The 19,235-nt window shown below is 63.8% G+C and carries 18 protein-coding genes; 11 read left to right on the top strand and 7 right to left on the bottom strand.

The genetic code is table 11. From position 1 onward, the window contains the following. Window positions 1-3: 3 nt before the first annotated feature. Complete coding sequence (locus AC2FNY_RS13835) at window positions 4-1,329, bottom strand: aromatic ring-hydroxylating dioxygenase subunit alpha (RefSeq protein ID WP_496802822.1); 1,326 nt, start codon at window positions 1,327-1,329, stop codon at window positions 4-6. Between the two features lie 11 nt (window positions 1,330-1,340). Then, window positions 1,341-2,267, bottom strand: a complete 927-nt coding sequence (locus tag AC2FNY_RS13830) for a PDR/VanB family oxidoreductase (RefSeq protein WP_496802821.1) — start codon at window positions 2,265-2,267, stop codon at window positions 1,341-1,343. Between the two features lie 67 nt (window positions 2,268-2,334). Here AC2FNY_RS13830 and AC2FNY_RS13825 point away from each other — a divergent pair, with 67 nt between their 5' ends. The 4 genes from AC2FNY_RS13825 (at window position 2,335) to AC2FNY_RS13810 (ending at window position 5,784) form a co-directional block, all read left to right on the top strand. Beyond that, window positions 2,335-2,793 (top strand): MarR family winged helix-turn-helix transcriptional regulator, encoded by a 459-nt coding sequence (locus tag AC2FNY_RS13825; RefSeq protein ID WP_496802820.1) that lies wholly within the window; start codon window positions 2,335-2,337, stop codon window positions 2,791-2,793. A gap of 113 nt (window positions 2,794-2,906) precedes the next feature. Further along, complete coding sequence (locus tag AC2FNY_RS13820) at window positions 2,907-3,923, top strand: TRAP transporter substrate-binding protein (RefSeq protein WP_234137927.1); 1,017 nt, start codon at window positions 2,907-2,909, stop codon at window positions 3,921-3,923. 56 nt (window positions 3,924-3,979) lie between these two features. Next, window positions 3,980-4,474 carry a TRAP transporter small permease gene (locus AC2FNY_RS13815; protein WP_345790443.1) on the top strand — a complete coding sequence of 165 codons (495 nt, stop codon included), beginning with the start codon at window positions 3,980-3,982 and terminating at the stop codon, window positions 4,472-4,474. Beyond that, entirely contained in the window at window positions 4,471-5,784 is a 1,314-nt protein-coding gene (locus AC2FNY_RS13810) for a TRAP transporter large permease (RefSeq protein WP_496802819.1), read from the top strand. The genes AC2FNY_RS13815 and AC2FNY_RS13810 overlap by 4 nt, the downstream gene beginning before the upstream one ends. A gap of 2 nt (window positions 5,785-5,786) precedes the next feature. On the opposite strand, the gene AC2FNY_RS13805 is transcribed toward AC2FNY_RS13810, so the two are convergent. Beyond that, complete coding sequence (locus tag AC2FNY_RS13805; protein ID WP_234177690.1) at window positions 5,787-6,218, bottom strand: acyl-CoA thioesterase; 432 nt, start codon at window positions 6,216-6,218, stop codon at window positions 5,787-5,789. A gap of 177 nt (window positions 6,219-6,395) precedes the next feature. Between AC2FNY_RS13805 and AC2FNY_RS13800 the strand changes: the two genes are divergently transcribed. The 5 genes from AC2FNY_RS13800 (at window position 6,396) to AC2FNY_RS13780 (ending at window position 12,557) form a co-directional block, all read left to right on the top strand. Continuing rightward, entirely contained in the window at window positions 6,396-6,875 is a 480-nt protein-coding gene (locus AC2FNY_RS13800; RefSeq protein ID WP_234137931.1) for a MarR family winged helix-turn-helix transcriptional regulator, read from the top strand. A 6-nt stretch (window positions 6,876-6,881) separates the two neighbouring features. Continuing rightward, on the top strand, window positions 6,882-9,029 hold the full coding sequence (locus tag AC2FNY_RS13795; protein WP_496802818.1) for a thiamine pyrophosphate-dependent enzyme: 2,148 nt from the start codon (window positions 6,882-6,884) through the stop codon (window positions 9,027-9,029). Then, complete coding sequence (locus tag AC2FNY_RS13790) at window positions 9,026-10,579, top strand: indolepyruvate oxidoreductase subunit beta family protein (protein ID WP_496802817.1); 1,554 nt, start codon at window positions 9,026-9,028, stop codon at window positions 10,577-10,579. The genes AC2FNY_RS13795 and AC2FNY_RS13790 overlap by 4 nt, the downstream gene beginning before the upstream one ends. Window positions 10,580-10,679: 100 nt before the next feature. After that, on the top strand, window positions 10,680-11,453 hold the full coding sequence (locus tag AC2FNY_RS13785) for an aspartate/glutamate racemase family protein (RefSeq protein WP_496802816.1): 774 nt from the start codon (window positions 10,680-10,682) through the stop codon (window positions 11,451-11,453). Between the two features lie 207 nt (window positions 11,454-11,660). After that, window positions 11,661-12,557: a sulfotransferase domain-containing protein gene (locus AC2FNY_RS13780; protein WP_234218843.1), complete on the top strand. Its 897-nt coding sequence runs from the start codon at window positions 11,661-11,663 to the stop codon at window positions 12,555-12,557. A 233-nt stretch (window positions 12,558-12,790) separates the two neighbouring features. Here the strand turns inward: AC2FNY_RS13780 and AC2FNY_RS13775 are convergent, their stop codons facing one another. From AC2FNY_RS13775 to dctP, 3 genes are all read right to left on the bottom strand, one after another. Next, window positions 12,791-14,128, bottom strand: a complete 1,338-nt coding sequence (locus tag AC2FNY_RS13775) for a TRAP transporter large permease (RefSeq protein ID WP_234137937.1) — start codon at window positions 14,126-14,128, stop codon at window positions 12,791-12,793. A 27-nt stretch (window positions 14,129-14,155) separates the two neighbouring features. Next, window positions 14,156-14,659, bottom strand: a complete 504-nt coding sequence (locus tag AC2FNY_RS13770; protein WP_234162932.1) for a TRAP transporter small permease — start codon at window positions 14,657-14,659, stop codon at window positions 14,156-14,158. 63 nt (window positions 14,660-14,722) lie between these two features. Next, complete coding sequence (gene dctP / locus AC2FNY_RS13765; protein WP_234137939.1) at window positions 14,723-15,751, bottom strand: TRAP transporter substrate-binding protein DctP; 1,029 nt, start codon at window positions 15,749-15,751, stop codon at window positions 14,723-14,725. A 207-nt stretch (window positions 15,752-15,958) separates the two neighbouring features. Here dctP and AC2FNY_RS13760 point away from each other — a divergent pair, with 207 nt between their 5' ends. Further along, window positions 15,959-17,038, top strand: a complete 1,080-nt coding sequence (locus AC2FNY_RS13760; protein WP_496802815.1) for an NAD/NADP octopine/nopaline dehydrogenase family protein — start codon at window positions 15,959-15,961, stop codon at window positions 17,036-17,038. Window position 17,039: 1 nt separating this feature from the next. Next, entirely contained in the window at window positions 17,040-18,023 is a 984-nt protein-coding gene (locus tag AC2FNY_RS13755) for a 3-hydroxybutyryl-CoA dehydrogenase (RefSeq protein ID WP_496802814.1), read from the top strand. Between the two features lie 84 nt (window positions 18,024-18,107). Here the strand turns inward: AC2FNY_RS13755 and AC2FNY_RS13750 are convergent, their stop codons facing one another. Further along, the gene (locus AC2FNY_RS13750) at window positions 18,108-19,196 is read right to left on the bottom strand and encodes a pyridoxal phosphate-dependent aminotransferase (RefSeq protein ID WP_496802813.1); all 1,089 of its coding nucleotides are present in this window, start codon (window positions 19,194-19,196) and stop codon (window positions 18,108-18,110) included. Window positions 19,197-19,235 lie beyond the last annotated feature (39 nt).

The raw sequence follows: 19,235 nt of genomic DNA, 5'->3' as shown, positions 1-19,235 counted from the left end.
CGATCATTGGGCGGCGACGCCAGCGGCGTCCTCCATGGACATGGTCATGAATTTGGCCCAGGCGTGGAACTGGTTCCGCATCTGCCGTTCGGTGGTGCCGTTTTCGACCGCTTCGGTCTCGAAATCCTCTGTCCCTGTATGCAACCGCCGGATATCGACCCATTGCATGCCCTCGGCATGCAGCCCCTCTTGCGCGCGTTCATACATCTCCAGATCGTCATGGCCCACGATCGAGGTGGGCGCATTGATCATCCGGTTATACATGGCCGACATGGCGGTCAGCTGCTCGGGCGCGCCGACCAGCCGGTAGACATAGCTTTCCACCAGCGTTCGGTCCGCCCCCAGCGGGATGAAGTTGCGCAGCTGCGTCAGCGGCGCCTTGACCATGACATTGGGGAAATAGACGGTATTGTGCCGGTTCTCGTCCAGTATCGCCTTGGCACGTTCCTCGCCGTAACTCTCGACCATGGCCTCGAAATAGCCGGGGATGGCGTCATAGTTCGAATGGATCGACATGTTGACGCCGGTATGGCCGTGGCCATTGGGCCAGGTGCGGATGCCCATATCCTCAAAGAACTCATAAGGGCTCATGAACGGCGCGATGATCTGCATCGCGGGGGGGCGCGGTTCGGGGTTGCCCATCTGTTCATAGATCTTCACCGCCGTCCCGGCCGAGCTTTCATGCGCCACCATAGGATGGCAGGTGTCGGTCTGGTTCTCGACCAGCATCTTCCAGTTGCACTTGTGCATGTAGCGCAGCGGCGGGCCGGAAACTTCCACGCGGCCTTCAGGCGCGCGGTCGACCATATTGTCGATGGAGCTGAGAGAGCCGCCAAAGAACTCGTCGAACCCGATGCCCTCCTCGGCCAGCCGGGCAAAGACAAAGCCGCGATAATTGTGCACCGCGCCCACCGCCTGCATCCCCTTGCCGTTCTGGGTCTCGGACAGGCCGGTGCCCTCGTATCCCTTCTTCAGCGGGATGGCGAGCAGGCAGCCGTCGGTCTTGAAGCTCCAGGCGTGGTAGGGGCAGCGAAAGAACTTGCCGGTGTTGCCGGCCCGGTCGATGGCGATCTTGGTGCCTTTGTGCGGGCAGCGGTTGTAAAGAACCTTCACCTCGCCATCGCTGTGGCGCACCATGATCACCGGCTGGTCGCCGACTTGGGTGGTGATGTAATCGCCCTTGGTCGGGGTCTGGCTGTCATGGCCGACAAAGACCCAGGCATTGGTGAACAGGTGGCGCATTTCCAGCTGATAGACCGCATCGCTGATATAGACATCGCGATGGACCTGGGCGGGCTGGATCATCGCCCTGATATCGTCCGCGTTCATGCCTTCCTCCCTTACAGATCCAGCACGAGGCGCGCGCTGAGCGCCCGGCTGACACAGATTTGCATGACCTTGCCGCTGTCGCGTTCGGCCTGGCTGAGCACCACGTCGCGGTGATCGGGGGTGCCCGCGATCACGTCGGTCTGGCAGATGCCGCAATCGCCGCGTTGACAATCATAAAGCGGGTCGAGGCCCGCGGCCTCGAGCGCCTCGATGATGGTCTGGTCGGGTGCGACGGTGATGACCTGGCCCGACGAGGCGATCTCGATCTCGAAGGCGCTGTCGCCCGCGCTGGGCGCGGCATTGGTGAACAGCTCCACATGGATCTCGGCGATACCCGCCGCCTCGGCGGCGGTGCGGGCGGCATCGATCATGCCCTTGGGTCCGCAGATATAGAGGGCGTGATCGGTCAGACCCGCCATCAGCGTGTTCAGGTCCAAGGGCGCGGTATCGTCGTAATGGGGATGGTAGCGGTCGCCAAAAGCAGCGGCCAAGCGGTCGACATAGGCCATGTCGCCCGCGCTGCGGCCCGCATGATGAAAGGTGAACACGCGCTCTGAGGTGGCCAGTTCCGTCGCCATCGAGATCAGCGGCGTCACCCCGATCCCGCCTGCCAGCAGGGTGACAGGCTTGTCACCGGGATGCAGTTCGAAATCGTTTTTGGGGGCGGTCGCCGTGATCGTGTCGCCCTCGGAAAGGGCATACATGGCACGGCTGCCGCCATCGCCCTCGTCCTCGCGCTGAACCGCGATCTGCCAGGCGCTGGGCTGCCGCTCGGGCCAGTCGATCAGCGAATAGGCGCGCGGCCCGGCTGCTGTCTGCACCTCGATATGGGCGCCGGCACGGTGGTCGGGCAGGGGGTCACCTTCGGCCGCGACCAGGGTAAAGGCCGAAATCCGCTTGGTCACGGCCTGTTTCTGCGCAATTCTCAGCAAAAGCATGTTTCGGCGCCTCCCTGTCGGAAATATGAAAAATCATATAAATCGAGTCAAGACAAATTCAGGACCCATGACCGAAACGCGCGACGACACCTTTGTTTCCGGCTATCTGCTGTACCTTCTGGCCGCCTCCAGCGAGGAGGCCAGCGCCCAGTTTCACGACCATATCCGCGCGCAGGGGCTGCGGGTGCCCGAATGGCGGGTGCTGGCCTGTCTGGTGGACAATGACGCGATGATGATCACCCGGCTGGCCAAACTGTCGCTGATGGAACAGTCGCGAATGACCCGGATCGTCGATCAGATGGACGCGCGCGGGCTGGTGACACGGGTGGCCGATGCCAAGGACAAGCGCCGTGTGCGGGTGCGGCTGACCGATGCAGGCCGGGCTTTGGCTGAGAGCCTTGTCACCGATGCACGCATGCATGAGGCGCGGCTGCTCTCGGCGCTGGCCGATACCGATGCCGCCCGGATCAAGGGGGTTTTGCGCACCTTGCTGGATGTGCTGGACCGCCCGGCCGAGGGGGCATGATCCGGGATACATGCAATTTCATATTTCTTGACAAGAGGCAAAGCTGGGTGTGATGCTGGCCGGTGAACGGGTGCCCGGATGCTCTGGCGCACCGATTCACGAGGGAGGAAGACATGAAGCATTTTGCACGGCTGGCCGCCGCCGCGATCCTGGCCGCCAGCACCGGCGCCGCCGCCTGGGCCGCCGACACAACCTTGCGCATTTCCACCTGGCTGCCGCCCACTCACGGGATCAATACCGAGATTTTCGCGGGGCTGATCGGGATGATGGAAGAGGCCACCGACGGGCAGGTCAGCGGCGAGCTGGTCTTTGGCCTGGCGCCGCCGCCGGCGCAGATGGACCTGATCCAGGACGGCGCTGCCGACATGGCGATCATCTTTCATGGCTACCAGCCGGGCCGGTTCATCGGCACCAAGCTGATCGAATTGCCGGGATACGAGGGCAATGCCGAGGCCGCCTCGGTCGCCTATTGGCGGGTGCATACCCAGCATCTGGGCAAGCTGGGCGAACATCGCGGCGTCAAGCTGGTGGCGCTCAACACCCATGGTCCGGGCCAGATCCACACCAGCAAGGACGTGGCCACGCTGGCCGACCTGAACGGGCTGAAAACCCGGATCGGCGGCGGTGTCGCCGGCGATGTCGGCGCGGCGCTGGGCCTTGTGGGCATCAACGTGCCCGCGCCCAAGGTCTATGAGACGCTGGAATCGGGTGCCGCCGACGCGGTGGCGATGAACGTGGGCGAGCGGGTGGGCTTCAAGCTCAACGAAGTGGCCAAGAACCTCTATGACATGCCCGGCGGGCTTTATCGCGGCTCATTCGCCATCATCATGAGCCAGGAGACCTTTGACAGCCTGCCGGCCGATGTGCAGGCGGCGCTGGATGAAAAGGTGTTCGGCGAACCGGCCAGCCGCATGGCGGGCGCTGCTTGGGACAAGTCCGACATGATCGCCTATGAGGCGACGCGCGGTACCGAGGGCGCCAAGATCGTCGAGGCCTCGGCCGAGGATCAGGCGGCATTTGCCGCCATCGCCGCCGAGGTGACCGCCAAGGTGCTGGCCGAGCTTGATGCCGCTGGCGTCGATGCCCAGGCCGCCTATGACATGGTCAAGGCCGAAATGGCCGCCAACTGAGCGGCAGGACCGGCGCCGCGCGGGTGCGGCGCCGGGTCTGATAATATGACATCATGATGAAACGCGTTCTTTCTCTTTCGGTCTGGCTGCCGGGGCTGCTGGCCTCGGCGGCGCTGTTCGTGCTGATGGTGATGACCTTTGCCGATGTGCTGCTGCGCTCGATCTTCAACGCGCCCATCGAGGTGGCCGCCGATCTGACGCGGCTGTTGATGGCGGTCATGGTGTTTTCGGTGATGCCGGTGCTGTCGGGCCGGAACGCTCATGTCAGCGTCGATCTGCTGGACGGCCCGTTCCACCGCCTGCGCCTGTCGCGCTGGCGCGACGCGGCGGTCTGCCTGTTCTGCGGCATCATCCTGTTCTGGCCCGCCAGCCGGGTCTATGACCTGGCCGAACGGTCGCGATCCTATGGGGATGTGATGGAATATCTGCGCTTGCCGCTGCATTACGTCGGCTGGTTCATTGCCCTGCTGACCCTGGTCACGGCGGTGGTGCTGGTGGTGCGGGGCGTGCTGCTGCTGGTGGCGCCACGCCTTGCGGGAAGCGCCTCATGACCGCATCCCTGATCGGCTTTGGCGCGGTTCTGGCGCTGATCTTGCTGCGTGTTCCCATCGCCTTTGCCATGGGCTTTGTCGGCATGGTCGGCTTCATGACCGAGACCAGCTTTCGCGCCTCGATCTCGATGGTGGCGCGGCTGATCATCGACACCAGTCAGGACTATGGCCTGTCGGTGGTGCCGCTGTTCATCCTGATGGGCCTGTTCGTGAACAAGGGCGGCATCAGCCGCGAGCTTTACGCCGCCTCGAACGCCTTTCTGGGCCATCTGCGCGGCGGTCTGGCGATGGCGACCATCGTGGCCTGTGGCGGGTTCGCCGCCATTTCCGGCTCGTCGCTGGCCACGGCCGCCACCATGGCCAAGGTGGCCATGCCCGAGATGCGGCGGTTCGGCTATTCCGACTCGCTGTCCACCGCCTCGATCGCGGCGGGGGGGACGCTGGGCATCCTGATCCCGCCCTCGGTCATTCTGGTGATCTATGGGCTGTTGACCGAGACCTCGATCGGCAAGCTGTTTGTCGCCGGTATCGTGCCGGGGATGCTGGGCATCCTGCTGTACCTCTGCGCGGTGCGCTGGACGGTCTGGCGCAATCCGGCGGCGGGCCCCGCGGGCGAGCGGGTGCCGCTGCGCGGGCGGTTGGCCGCCCTGCGCGAGGTCTGGGCGGTCATGCTGTTGTTCTTCCTGGTGATCGGCGGGCTTTACGGCCTGTTCGACGTCCCGCCGCTCAACATCAACTTTTCCCCGACCGAGGCGGCAGGGATGGGGGCGATGGGTGCCTTCCTGATCGCGCTGGCGCGGCGCCGGCTCACCCTCAAGGATTCGCTTGAGGTGCTGCTGGAAACCTCGATCACGGCGGCCAGCCTGTTCGCGGTGCTGATCGGCGCCTGGATATTCTCCAACTTCGTCAATATCGCCGGGCTTCCAACGGCGCTGAGCGATCTCATCACCACCTATGAGTTGCGCCCCTGGCAGGTGATGGCGGTGATCCTGGCGATCTATATTGCGCTGGGTTGCGTGTTTGAATCGCTGTCGATGCTGCTGCTCACCGTGCCGATCTTCTTTCCGCTGGTGACCGGGCTGGGCTATGACCCGATCTGGTTCGGCATCGTGGTGGTGGTTGTGACCGAGATCAGCCTGATCACCCCGCCCGTGGGGCTGAATGTCTTTGTCCTCAAGGGCGTGGTCGGCGACGTGACCACCGGCACCATCTTTCGCGGGGTGACCCCGTTCTGGATGGTCGACATCATCCGCCTGGCGCTGTTGCTGGCGGTGCCGGCGCTGGCGCTCTACCTGCCCGGGCAGATGTAGGATCAGAACCCGAGTTCATCGGCAGACGTAAGCCGCGCCTCCAGCGCCGCGCGCATCGCGTCGGGCCATGGGATCGAGGTGTGCTTGTCCAGATCACTGGCGGCCAGCACCTGGGTCGAGGACCAGCGGACCTCGTCACCACAGCTGATCCGGTGGCGCACGGTGACAGACGAGCGACCTAGCTTGACGACCGCCAGCTCGAACCGCAGCGTTTCGCCAAAGAAGGAGGGTTTCGAGAAATCGCAGCTCAGATGCACGGTGGGCGTGCCCCAGCGTTCGTTCCAGATGATGTCGTGCCAGGCAAAGCCGAGGCTCGCCCAGAATTCCTCGTTCACGCCGTTCAGGATATCCAGATAGGACGGGAAATAGGCGGTCCCTGAAATGTCGCAGTCGCCAAAACGAAGCTCGCGTTCGGTGATGAAGGTCTTGTCCATGTCGTGGGTCTGTCCTCTCTCTGGTCGTGTTGTTGCCTGCCCGTGATTGCCGGGTCGGGGGGATTTGACAAGCCCGAAGCTCCAAAACCGGCGGGTTGCGCCGCCGAGGGATCGAGTTTACTTGCATTTGCATATAATTTCGGGAACTCTGAAGGCAGCAACGACCGAAAGACCCAGATGGCCGAATCGACCGATCAAACCGAACAACTCAGGGAATTGGCCGAAATCGGCCTTGAAGGCTATGCGCCATACCTGATGAACCGGATCATGGGGCGCTACAACGCCAACCTGCGCAAGGAGATGACCGCGCTGGGGCTGAGCACCGCCAAGATGCGGGCGCTGGCGATCCTGTCGGCCAAGGATGGTTTGCCCATCGGAACGCTTGGCATCTACGCTGTGGTCGAGCAATCAACCTTGTCACGGGCGCTCGATGGTTTGCAGGCCGATGGGCTGGTGCGTCGCGAGGTGGATAGCGACGATCAGAGGTCCAGCCGCGTCTACCTGACACCTGAAGGGCGGGCGGTCTATGACCGTCTCTGGCCGCATATGCGAGCCAGCCATGACCGGATGTTCAAGGGCATCTCCTCGGCTGAGCGGCATGCCTTGCTGGCGACATTGAACAAGATGCTCACCAATATCCGCATCCACGAGATCTGACGTACGATGGCGGAACGATCCTTCAAACGAGAGGTTCAGGACCTCAAGCTCGGTGCCGGCGAGACCTTCACCGGCGAAGGCATCCTGGCCATCACAAAGGCGTTGCTGGAATCCGGCGTCGGCTATGTGGGGGGCTATCAGGGCGCGCCGATCAGCCACCTGATGGATGTGCTGGCCGATGCGCAGGACCTGCTGGGTGAACTGGGCGTGCGGTACGAGGCGAATGCGTCCGAGGCCGCGGCGGCGGCCATGCTGGCGGCTTCGGTCCATTACCCGATCCGGGGCGCGGTCACCTTCAAGGGCGCGGTGGGCGTCAACGTCGCCTCGGACGCGCTGGCCAATCTGGCCTCGTCCGGCGTCACCGGCGGCGCGCTGGTGATCGTGGGCGAGGATTATGGCGAGGGCTCCTCGATCATGCAGGAACGCAGCCACGCCTTTGCGATGAAATCGCAATTCTGGCTGCTCGACCCGCGCCCGAACCTGCCTTCGATCGTGCAGGCGGTGAAACAGGGGTTTGAGCTGTCCGAGGCGTCGAACACGCCGGTCATGCTGATGGTGCGGATTCGGTCCTGCCACGTCACGGGGCAGTTCGCATGTGCCGACAATCAGCGCCCGCCGCTCAGCGTGCGCGACGCGCTGTCGGAGCCACGCCGCGATTTCGCCCGCGTGGTGCTGCCGCCGATGTCCTATCAGCATGAGCGCGACAAGGTGGAAAACCGCTGGCCTGCGGCCGAGCGGTTCATCACCGAACAGGGGCTGAACGAGATGTTCGGCCCCGACACTGCGCCCGTGGGGTTGGTGGTGCAGGGCGGCATGTATAACGGCGTGATCCGTGCACTCCAGCGTCTGGGTCTTGCCGATATCGAGGGGCGTTCGGCCATCCCGCTCTATGTGTTGAACGTGACCTATCCGCTGGTGAAGGATGAGTTTCTGGCGTTTGCCAAGGGCAAGGGGGAGCTGCTGGTCGTTGAAGAGGGGCAACCCGAGTTCATCGAACAGGGGCTGGCCGCGATGCTGCACCGGGCCGGGTCGCCGGTGCGTCTGTTTGGCAAGGGCCTTTTCCCCATGGCGGGCGAATATACCGGCCAAATCATGCTCGACGGGATCGCGGGTTTCCTCAAGGACACCGCGCCACAGTTCTTGCCGGGGCAGGTGATTGCCCCCAATGCGCCGCCGCCCGAGATGCCCGACCTGTCGCAGACTGTACCGATCCGGCCGCCGGGCTTCTGCACCGGCTGCCCGGAACGGCCCATCTTTGCCGCGATGAAGCTCGTCGAGCAGGAGCTGGGCAAGCACCAGATCACCGGCGATATCGGCTGTCACCTCTTTGCCGCCCTGCCGCCCTTCGAGATCGGCGGCTCGACCATGGGATACGGGCTTGGCCCGGCCTCGAACGCGGCGTTTGACGGCGGCGGCGCGCGGCGGGCGGTCTCGTTCATCGGCGATGGCGGGTTCTGGCATAACGGGCTCAGCTCCTCGATAGGCAACATGGTGTTCAACCGCTCGGACAGCGTGGCCATCGTGGTGGACAATTACTATTCGGCGGCCACCGGCGGGCAGGATGTGCTGTCCTCGCGGGCCAAGAACCCCTCTAAGGCGACGGGAAACCCGATTTCCAAGGCGCTGGAAGGGGTGGGGGTGAAATGGGTGCGCCAGATCGACCGCACCTATGACGTGGGCCATATGCGCGACACCATCCGCGAGGCGCTGACCACCGATTATGACGGGCCGAAACTGATCGTGGCCTCATCGGAATGCATGCTGAACCGGCAGCGGCGCGAGAAACCGTTGCGCGCCCAGGCGATCCGCGAGGGGCGCCGGGTCGAGGCGCCGCGCTTTGGCGTGGATGCCGACATCTGCACTGGCGATCACGCCTGTATTCGCCTTTCGGGCTGTCCCTCGCTGTCGCTCAAGGTGCTGGACGACCCGCTGCGCGACGATCCGGTGGCCAGCATCGACCAGACCTGTGTCGGTTGCGGAAATTGTGGCGAGGTGGCGGATGCCGCCGTTCTGTGCCCTTCGTTCTATCGCGCGGACCTGGTGCACAATCCGCGACCTTGGGAGCGGCTGTTGGCAGGCTGGCGCAGTCGCATCATCACATGGCTGCAAGCGCGCCGTGCCCGGCGGGTGCTAGATTTCGGAGAAGCGTCATGACCCGGATGGACAGCGTGATGACACCGCAGGGCGCCGACAGCGCTCGCGCGATCACCAAGCTGGTGGTCATGGCCGTGGGCGGGCAGGGCGGCGGCGTGCTGACCGGCTGGATCGAGGCGGTGGCCCGCGCCGCTGGCCGGGCGGTACAGGCGACCTCGGTCGCGGGCGTGGCCCAGCGCACCGGCGCCACCATCTATTACATCGAAATCGCGCCAGAGGGTGTGGCGGCGCCGGTCTTTTCCCTGGCCCCCGCCGCCGGAGATGTCGACATCCTGATCGCCGCCGAGATGATGGAGGCGGGCCGGGCGATCCAGCGCGGCTATGTCACCCCGGATCGTACCGTGCTGATCGCCTCCGAACACCGGGCGCTGGCGGTGTCGGAAAAGATGGTGCCGGGCAACGGGATCGCGCAGGCCGACGAGGTGATGGCCGCAGCCGGTATCGCCGCGCAGCGGTTCCTGAGTGCCGATATGGAGCGGCTGGCGGTCGCCAAGGGGTCGGTCATCTCGGCCAGCCTGTTTGGCGCGCTAGCGGGATCGGGCGCCCTGCCTTTTCCACGCGAGGCGTTTGAGGCCGCGATCCGCAATTCGGGCAAGGGGGTCGAGGCCAGCCTTGCCGCCTTTGCCGCCGGGTTCGAAGCGGTCTCGGCCGGTCCCACCCAGCCAGAGATGTCAGTCGCGGTGGAAACGCATGCAGAGCCTGCCGTCCAAGGGCCAGCGGCACAGCTGACGGCTTGGACGGCCTTGACCGTGCGGATCGAGGACCTGCCTGCCGCCGTACGCGAGATGGCCCGTGCCGGGCTGCGCAAGGTCGTCGACTTTCAGGATTGCGCCTATGGCGATGAATATCTCGACCGGCTGTTTGCACTGGTCCGGATGGACGATCCCGCGCGGGGTCATGAACTGACCCGCGAGGCGGCCAAATACATCGCCAATGCGATGGCCTATGACGATGTGATCCGGGTGGCAGGTCGCAAGACGCGTGCTGCCCGGCGCAATCGCATCGATGCTGAAATGGGTCGGGCGCCCCGGCAGGGGATGCAGGTGACCGAGTTCCTGCACCCGCGCGCCGAGGAGATATCCTCGATGCTGCCGGCAGGTCTGGGTGCTCGGGTGGCGGCTTCTCCGCGCTGGATGGCGCGGCTGGACCGCTGGTTCGGCCATGGCCGCCGTATCCGCAGCGACCGGGTGAGTGGTTTTCTTCAGCTTTACGTGCTGGCCGGGCTGCGCGGCTATCGCCGCCGCACCCTACGCCACGCACAGGAGCAGGCGCATCTGGAGGCATGGCTAGACCGCGTGGCCATGGCGCGGCAGCCCGATTATGATCTGGCGGTGGAACTGTTGCGATGCCGCAGGCTGATCAAGGGGTATTCGGACACCCATGCGCGCGGCCTGTCCAAATTCGATCATGTGCTCGCAGGGGCCGAACTGGTTGCCGGGCGGGCCGATGCCGCCGACTGGGTGCGCCGCCTGCGCGAGGCGGCGTTGGAGGATGAAGAGGGCAGGGCGCTGGACGGGGCGCTTCAGACGATCCGGTCCTTTGCGGGGTGATGTCTTGCGAGGCTCCGCCTCGCGCTCCGGAGTATTTTGAACCAGAAAGAAGCAGGTGCACACGCAAAGCTTGCACCGATGCGGGTCAGGGAGGAAGGCGATGAAACTCTGGTATCAGAGCTATGTGGATTACGAGAACGGGGCGGAATACTGGGACATGCTGGGGCCGCATCTGGAAGCGGTGTCGGCGCCGGGCACGCAGGTCGACATCCGGGGGATCACGCCGTTTGACAGCTATGCCCATCCGTTGGTGGAGTTCCGCTGCGCACGCGAGATGATCTGTAACGCGATCCGGGCCGAGCGCGAGGGCTATGACGCCTTCATTGTCGGCCATTTCCAGGATGCGGGCCTCTATGAGGCGCGCTCGGTTGTGGATATCCCGGTGATTGGCCTCGGCGAGGCGACCATGCTGTGGTGCTGCCAGATGGGCCAGCGGCTGGGGATCGTCACCATCAACCCGCGCTTCATCCCGTGGTTCCATCACCAGATCGGTAAATACGGGCTGCGCGAGCGGGTCTCTGGCGTTCATGCGATGACCTTCGAGCCGGGGCAGATCCTCGGCGCCTATGGCAATGCGGACAAGGCCGCCGAAGTCAAGCGCCTGTTCGAGGAACAGGGCCGGCCGCTGGTGGCGGCGGGCACCGATGTGCTGATCCCCGGCGGCGGCATCCCGATGCTGCTGTTCTCGCAGTTCCACGACCATCAGATCGACGGGGCACCGGTGGTCAATGGCATCCCGATCGCGGTGAAGATGGCCGAGATGGCGGTGGGTCTGAAACGGCTGACCGGGCAAGGCGTCAGCCGGGTAGGCGATTACACCAAGGCGCCGGATCATATCATCGAAGAGTTCCTGACCCATCCCAAGGGGCTGTGAGGCTACGGGGGGCTGGCGGAGGCAACGGTACGCCCACTTCATATTGCGACACGTTTTGCGGCCCTTTGCGGGCATTGATCCCTAAGAGGCAGCGGGCGGATTTGGGCCCATAGTCGAGGTTGTTCACCTCATATCCCTGACGCTCAAACTGCTTTGCGGTTTGATGCTGGTCGACTAACGTGGGGTTACGGACTTGGGGGAAGCCAAATGCAGACAGTCCAGACAGAACGTCTCCGCGATTATCTCGGCCCGGTCACGAATACCGACATATGGGATGAATTTCAGCTGCGACCCAACGATGTGATTGTTTGTACGCCCCCTAAATGCGGCACGACATGGACGTTGAATATCGTCATGATGCTGATACATGGCAGGGTCGTTCCGGATGCCGGCAACAGAGACGAAGCGCCTTGGCTCGATTGCGGATTTCGCGACCGAAAAGCAATCGCCGCAAAACAAGCCAGCCTGACGCGTCGGCGCTGCCTCAAAAGCCATACGCCCATGGACGGCATCTCATATGGTTCAGAGCCAACCTATGTCGTTGTGTATCGTCACCCAGTCGATGCCCATTTCTCATTTCGGAGCCACGTTGAGAACATGAAAGACGCGGGTCCTCTATTAGAGATGTTCCCCGACGATATCCCGGCAGGTTTCAGCAGGTTTGTTGAGGGACCACTGACCGATACGGGCACGGATGATCTTACAGTGCGCTCCATCATACATCACTACCAGCAGGCCAGAGCGCGTGAGGGGAAGGGAAACGTGCATTTCTTCCATTACGCCGATCTGAGCAAAGATCTGCAGGGACAGATTGCGCGGCTTGCCCGAATTCTGGAAATCGATCTGACACCGGAAACTCTGGCTGCGCTGACAGAGGCAAATACGTTTGCCAACATGCGCAAGGTCGCCGAATCCAGCGAAAGACGCTTTCACAAAGAGTCGCCCTTCGTCGACCAAGCGAAGTTCTTTGCGTCCGGCACATCCAACAAGTGGGAAGGCCGCCTAAGTGACAATGAACTCGCACGCTATCATGAACGTTGCGCTTCGCTCCTGTCGCCCGAGGACGCTGCCTGGTTGAACTGGGGGGATCAACGCGAACCTTGAGGTTGTCGTCATTTGATCTAACGCTTCGGTCATATACAAACGCTTAACAGAGGCTTCGTCCCGCTCGGCATTGTCAGGAGAGGCGGCCAGCGAATGTCCTTTTGGTCAGCAATGAGGCCGCTCCTTTATCTCGCTGCGCATGCCGGGCTCCCAAGCGGTGCACTGGAGCCCCCCGCGATAAGTGGGCTCCAGTCGATTGACTTACGCGCGCTTTGGCCGGTTGCCTGCAACTCCTACTGCCCCAGCCCCGGAAGCCAGAGCGCGATACCGGGGAATACGATCAGCAGCGCCACCAAGAGCATCGAACAGCCGATGAAAGGGATCGCCGACACGTAGATGTCGCGCATGCTGGTGCCCGGGGCCGAAACTCCCTTCATCACGAAGAGCAGCAGGCCGAAGGGCGGTGTGGTGAAGCTGATCTCGAGCGCGAGCAGCACGATCACCCCGAACCAGATCAGGTCGAACCCCAGCGTCTGCGCCAGCGGAAAGAAGATCGGCACGGTCAGCAGCATCATGCTGAGCTGGTCCATGAACATGCCCAGAACCAGAAGGATGGCGAACATGATCAGGAGCATCGTGCTGGGTTCCAGGTCGAACCCGGTGGCCCAGCGGATCAGCCCCGAGGAGGCCCCGGAGAAGGCCAGGAGCGCCGAGAAGGTGGCCGAGCCGAAGATGATCAGCAGCGCCATGGTGGTCACCTTGAGAGCGCCGGCCACGGATTTGACGATCCCCTCCCATGTCAGCGAGCGATAGAGGGCTGCCAGCACGACGACGCCGAGGCAGCCGAAGGCCGCGCTTTCCGACGGTGTGGCGATGCCGAACATGATCACCAGGATCACGCCGATCACGATGGACACCATCGGCAGGATGTCCACGAAGAGCAGGCGCATCTTCTCGGTCCAGCTGGAGCTTTCGACCTCGTAGGCGGGGGCAGCGTTGGGATCGTATAGCGCCATGCCGAGGATCATGACCGCGTAGAAGATTGCCAGCATCAGGCCGGGCATGATGCCTGCGATCAGCAGGTCGCCGATATCCAGTTCTGCCAGCGTCGCCAGCAGCACCGCCAGCGCCGAGGGCGGGATCAGCATCGCGAGGCCCCCGGTGCCCAGGATCGGGCCAATGGCCATGTGCTTCTTGTAGCCGCGTTTCTGCATCTCGGGCACCATCAAAGACCCCAAGAGTGCGGTGGAGCCCATCGAGGATCCCGACAGCGTGGCAAAGGCGGTGCCGCCTGCGACGGTGACAAAGGACAGGCGCGCGGGCAGCTTGCCCATCAGCCGGTCGACCGCGCCAAACATGCGATTGGCGAGGCCGGTGAAGAAAAAGATCTCGCCCATCAGCAGGAACATCGGCACCGGCATCAGGTTGAACGAGGTGACGGTGGGAATCGCGTTATTGGCCAGCTGCCCGATGCCGCGCGCCATCTGGCTGGCGATATCGCCGCGCCCGCCCATGAAATAGGCCGCACCGATCATGTTGGCCGCCAGAAAGGCCAGCGCCACCGGAATGCCGAGCGCCATGAAAAAAAGGATCATGCCCAGCAGAAAGACGAGCGCCTCATACCATTCCATTGCCTGCGCCTCTTTTATTCTTGATTGTCATTCGTGTACGCCCGCTTCGCCGGTATGCATGGTCTCAGGGCCAAAGACAAAGCGGAGAAACTGTGCCGCCATCAGGCCGAACCCGATCGGCATCGCGCCCAGAAGCAGGTATTTCGGCATATCGAGGCTGCGCATCTCGGCATCGCCGAACTTCCAGGCCCGGGCCGTGGCGCCCCAGGTGTACCAGACCAGCACAAGGCATATCACGACACAGAGCGCCGAGATCACCCGGCTGTAGGGCCGTTGCATCCGGAGCGGCAGGGCCGCGCTCAGAAGCTCGATGAACACATGGCCCCGATGGCGCACCAGCCAGGGCGAGGCGGCCATCACGATATAGAGCAGTCCGAATTCGGTGAAGGTGAAGATATGGCTGGACCAAGAGCCGGACAGGTTCAGCGTGCGGGCCAGCGCGCTGATCACGATCCCGAACATGATCCCTACCAGATAGATACCGGCCAGTATGGCCAGCAGGTCGCAAATACGGTCGATCAGGCGCATCATTTCTTGGCTTTGTTTGCTGGGGCAGGCCACGGCGTCACAGCCGCGGCCTGCCTTCAGGCTGTGTTACTCTTCCAGAGCATAGGTCTTGCGCAGGGCCTTGTAGGTTTCGGCACCGGCGCCGCCGCCGTCAATGCGCTCGTACATCCGCGCCCAGGCGGCATCGTCGGCCATCTTGCGATAGACTTCGCCCGCTTCGGCGGAATGGGCAACAAAGGTCATGCCGCCATCGGCCAGGGTCTTGGCATCCGCCGCAACTTCCGCCTGACGGTCGGCATAGGATTTGCCTTCCCACTCGATCACCACCTCTTCGATCAGCTTCTGGCTTTCCGGGGAAAGCGCGTTCCAGGCGTCGAGGTTGAAGATCACGCCGATATCGGTGTTGTAGAAGGTCGGGTCCACCCGATACTTGAGGAATTCGTTCCACTTGAGCTGCGGAATGCCGATTTCGGTCCAGGCCGCCGCGTCGACGACGCCCTTTTCAAGCGCCGAATAGACTTCGGTCGCCGGCATCGAGGCGGTGGTCGCGTTCAGTTGCTCGAAGAAGGCGTGATAGATCGGGTTGTCGCGCAGCTTGACCCCGGTCAGATCCAGAATGCCGTCGTCGCGGAACTTGGGTTCGCTGTTCATGTAGATGTGGAACTTGATGCCGCCATCGATCCAGCCCAGGTGGCGGACGTTGAAGCGCTCTTGATGTGCCTTGTCCATCAGTGCCGCGCCGCCATTGGCCCGGGCCTCCATCGGAGTCACGCGCGAGGCGACCATTGCGTCGATCTCGGGCACGTTGGCGCCATAGAAACTGCCGGGCGTGTGCACCATGTCGACCACGCCGTCACGCACGGCGGCGGGTTGCTCGAACATGCCGATCGCCTCGGGACCACCCCGCACCTCGATCTGAACGACGCCCTTGCCGCGCTCGTTGATGTCCGCGACCATTGCGAGAAAGGTCTTGGTGTAAACCAGAAACTCGGGGAACGCATGGACCGCGCTGACCCGGTCCTCGGCCTTGGCCGACATCGGGGCAGCCATGACGGCGAGTGCTGTCGCCGCCATCAGATAAGTGGCTTTTCTGGAAAGCCCGCTGAAGATTTTCATGTCACAACTCCCTGTTGATCCAACGGAGGATGAACCGCCTTCTGTCGGGCGGTACATTCCCTAAGGTGAAGTTAGGTCGGTCTGTCCCGACTTCTATGCATTTTCATGTAAGACCGGCCATCGGGCCCAATGCAATAGAAATATCCTTGATATATGATTTTTCATGTATGTAATCTGCTCCAGCAACTATCGGTGCGGGAGGGGGCGATGGAGATTGCAGTTCTAGGCGGTGGCAACGGCTCGACCGCCGCAGCGGTTGATCTGACAGCGCAGGGGCACAACATACGGTTCTGGCGCAGAAATGCGTCTGCGCAAGCAGAGCTGAGGGTGCGCGACAACGTCATCACGCTCAAGGATTTCGAGGGCGCGCGACCGATTCGCATTTCAATGGTCACTGACGATATCGGCGAGGCCATCCGGGGCGCCGACCTGATCGTCTGCCCGACACCGGCCACGGCCCAAGCCGATATCGCGGCGGCCATGGCGCCCTACCTGACAGACGGGCAGGTCGTCTTTCTGCCGCCGGGCAGCTTTGGCAGCTGGATCATGGCCGATATCGTCCGCAAGGCGGGAAACCACGCCGATGTCAGCTGGGCCGAAACCGGCACCCTGCCATATCTCACGCGGCTGCACGGAGCAGATACCGTCGCCATCACCACCCGCGCCACCCGTCTGCCGACCGGGGTCTATCCGCTGCGCAACGCGGAACACGCGCATTCGGTCCTTGCGCGGGCCTATCCTGCGGTCGAACCGGCGGGGGACGCGCTGTCTGGGGCACTGATGAACGCAGGCCCCATCATCCATCCGCCGCTGATCACGATGAACGCGGGCCCGATCGAGCATTTCGACCATTGGGACATTCACAACGAGGGCACCCAGCCCGCCATCCGCCGGGTCACCACGCGGCTCGATGCCGAGCGTATGGCTGTGCGCGAGGCACTGGGCTATGGTGCGCCGCACTTCCCGCTGGCCGATCACTATGAAACCTCGGATTGGATGTACGGCAACCTCGCCCATGACAAGTTGATCGACAGCGGCGATTGGCGCGAACATCTGGTGCTGACCGAGCATCGCTACATGCGCGAGGACGTGGCGGTGGGGCTGGCCTTGCTGGTCTCGGTCGCCGATTGGGCCGGGGTACCTGCGCCCACGGCGACGGGGCTCCTGGCGCTGGGCTCGGCGATCTGCGATGACGATTTCCGCCAGAGCGGCCGGACGCTGGAAAACCTCGGGCTGGCCGGGACCGACCGCGCCGCTTTGCAGACCATGCTGCGGGACGGGGCCTGAGATGGCGGCGCGGGAAATCATCGCCGCCGTGGGCGCCGGGCGCATGGGCCGCGGCATGGCCGTCGCCTTCGCCTATTCCGGCCACCCGGTCCGCCTGATCGACGCCAAGCCGCGACCGATGGCAGAGTTCGACCGGCTCCGGGCCGAGATACGGGCCGAACTGCGCGCCACCTTTGCGCTGATGGCCGATGTGGGCCTGATGCAGGCGGCCGAAGCTGACGCCATGCTGGCGCGTGTCGAGGTTGTGGGCCACGAAGATCTGGCGGCGGCGCTTGCCGGGGTGCCCTTTATCTTCGAAGGTGTGCCCGAGACGCTGGAGGCCAAGCGCGAGGTTTTCGATCTCCTGTCGCGCCACGCGGATGCAGATGCGGTGATCGCCTCGACCACCTCGACCATCCTGTCAAACGACCTTCAGGGGTTTGTCACCCCGCCCGAACGGTTCCTCAACGCCCACTGGCTCAACCCCGCCTATCTGGTGCCGCTGGTCGAGGTTTCGCCCGGCGATGCCACCGATCCGGCGATAACCGCCCGCCTGATCGACCTGCTGGAGCGGATCGGCAAGGTGCCGGTTACCTGTGCCGCCAGCCCCGGCTATATCGTGCCGCGCATCCAGGCGCTGGCGATGAACGAGGCCGCGCGACTGGTCGAAGAGGGGGTGGCCAGCAGCGCCGATATCGACAAGGCCACGAAATACGGCTTCGGCTTCCGATTTGCGGTGTTGGGCCTGTTGGAATTCATCGACTGGGGCGGCGGCGACATCCTCTACCACGCCAGCCGCTACATGACCCGCGCCACCGGGCAGGACCGGTTCGCCGCGCCCGACATCATCGAGACCAACATGGCCGAGGGCCGGCGGGGCCTGCGCGACGGGCGCGGCTTTCTCGACTATGACGGGCTTGATGTCGCCGCCTATCAGAGGGAGCGTATCGGCGCCTTCGCCGCCATGCTGCGCCATCTCGACAAGATACCGGTCAAGGGCGACTAGATCGAAGGCGCATCCCGCATCCTGCTTCTTTCTGGTCAAAAATACTCAAAAAACACCGGTGCCGCCCGCGCCGCCATTCCCGGTTTAGCGTTGCCCGATGAACCTGCGCACACTGTCCAGCAGCAGATCGTTATGCGCGGGCAGCGACAGCGAGAAGCGGAAGAACGCTTCCAGCCCCGCCTCGCGGGTGCGGTTGACGACGATCCCGGCGTTCTCGAACAGATGCTCGACCAGTGCTTCGGTGCGAGCTGGGTCTCCGTCCCGGAAACGGGCCATCAGAAAGTTGGTCCGGCTTGGGGTCACGAACAAACCCAGCTGTCCCAGCGCGCCGGTCAGACGCGCGCGTTCGGACACGATCTCATCGACCCGCGCCTGGATCGCCTTAGGGGCGGCAAGACCTGCCACCGCCCCGGCCTGCGCCAAGGCATTGACGGTGCCCATGCCCCGCGCGGCATAGAGGACGGGCACCATCCAAGCGGGGGCTTGGCACCAGCCAACCCGCGCGCCTGCAAGGCCATAGGCCTTGGAAAAGGTCCGGGTGACAACGATGTTCTCGTGGTTTGCCGCCAGGCTGTGCACCGCCGCGCAATAGTCGGGCGCGGCGAACTCGCCATAGGCGAGGTCAAGCACCAGCACGACCTGCGCAGGCAGGTCGCGGGCCAGCCGGGAAAGCGCCTCCATCTCCAGCATGGTGCCGGTCGGGTTGTTCGGATTGGCCAGGAACAGGAGCCGCGTGCGCTCACTCACCGCCGCCAGCAGGGCGTCGACATCGCTAGTGTAGTCACGCTCGCGCGCCTTCACCAATGTCGCCCCCACCCGGTTGGCGGTCAGGGCGAACTGGATGTATCCGAACTCCGAGATCAGGATCTCGTCCCTCGGCCGGGCGAAACAGCGGGCAATGACGTCGAGCAGCTCTTCGGATCCGTTGCCGCAGACGATCTGCTCGGGGTCCAGCCCATGCGCCGCGCCCAAGGCATCGCGCAGCGCGTCACAATGCGGGCTGCCATAGGATTGCGCCCTCGCGGCGGTCTCCTCCATCGCGGCGCGGATCGCGGGCAGGGGCGGATAGGGCAACTCGTTGTAGCCCATGTTGATGATCGGCAACCCCTTGGGCTGTGGTCTGCTGATGCGGCCGCGCAGGGGCATCGGGGCGAGATAGGGCGTCGGGCGCATGGGATCCTCGGGGTTGTTTCACGACATGAGAGGGTGATT

The sequence above is a fragment of the Ruegeria sp. BHSC223 genome, assembly GCF_059613025.1.
This window is presented reverse-complemented; position numbering and strand designations above follow the sequence as displayed.

Bases quoted from the DNA above. Each gene is read 5' to 3' on its own strand.
- AC2FNY_RS13755 (WP_496802814.1), top strand. From the start codon at position 17,040: ATGGCGGCGCGGGAAATCATCGCCGCCGTGGGCGCCGGGCGCATGGGC.
- AC2FNY_RS13825 (WP_496802820.1), top strand. From the start codon at position 2,335: ATGACCGAAACGCGCGACGACACCTTTGTTTCCGGCTATCTGCTGTAC.
- AC2FNY_RS13785 (WP_496802816.1), top strand. From the start codon at position 10,680: ATGAAACTCTGGTATCAGAGCTATGTGGATTACGAGAACGGGGCGGAA.
- AC2FNY_RS13770 (WP_234162932.1), bottom strand. From the start codon at position 14,659: ATGATGCGCCTGATCGACCGTATTTGCGACCTGCTGGCCATACTGGCC.
- AC2FNY_RS13750 (WP_496802813.1), bottom strand. From the start codon at position 19,196: ATGCGCCCGACGCCCTATCTCGCCCCGATGCCCCTGCGCGGCCGCATC.
- AC2FNY_RS13815 (WP_345790443.1), top strand. From the start codon at position 3,980: ATGAAACGCGTTCTTTCTCTTTCGGTCTGGCTGCCGGGGCTGCTGGCC.
- AC2FNY_RS13835 (WP_496802822.1), bottom strand. From the start codon at position 1,329: ATGAACGCGGACGATATCAGGGCGATGATCCAGCCCGCCCAGGTCCAT.
- AC2FNY_RS13800 (WP_234137931.1), top strand. From the start codon at position 6,396: ATGGCCGAATCGACCGATCAAACCGAACAACTCAGGGAATTGGCCGAA.
- AC2FNY_RS13830 (WP_496802821.1), bottom strand. From the start codon at position 2,267: ATGCTTTTGCTGAGAATTGCGCAGAAACAGGCCGTGACCAAGCGGATT.
- AC2FNY_RS13795 (WP_496802818.1), top strand. From the start codon at position 6,882: ATGGCGGAACGATCCTTCAAACGAGAGGTTCAGGACCTCAAGCTCGGT.
- AC2FNY_RS13820 (WP_234137927.1), top strand. From the start codon at position 2,907: ATGAAGCATTTTGCACGGCTGGCCGCCGCCGCGATCCTGGCCGCCAGC.
- AC2FNY_RS13775 (WP_234137937.1), bottom strand. From the start codon at position 14,128: ATGGAATGGTATGAGGCGCTCGTCTTTCTGCTGGGCATGATCCTTTTT.
- AC2FNY_RS13790 (WP_496802817.1), top strand. From the start codon at position 9,026: ATGACCCGGATGGACAGCGTGATGACACCGCAGGGCGCCGACAGCGCT.
- dctP (WP_234137939.1), bottom strand. From the start codon at position 15,751: ATGAAAATCTTCAGCGGGCTTTCCAGAAAAGCCACTTATCTGATGGCG.
- AC2FNY_RS13805 (WP_234177690.1), bottom strand. From the start codon at position 6,218: ATGGACAAGACCTTCATCACCGAACGCGAGCTTCGTTTTGGCGACTGC.
- AC2FNY_RS13760 (WP_496802815.1), top strand. From the start codon at position 15,959: ATGGAGATTGCAGTTCTAGGCGGTGGCAACGGCTCGACCGCCGCAGCG.
- AC2FNY_RS13780 (WP_234218843.1), top strand. From the start codon at position 11,661: ATGCAGACAGTCCAGACAGAACGTCTCCGCGATTATCTCGGCCCGGTC.
- AC2FNY_RS13810 (WP_496802819.1), top strand. From the start codon at position 4,471: ATGACCGCATCCCTGATCGGCTTTGGCGCGGTTCTGGCGCTGATCTTG.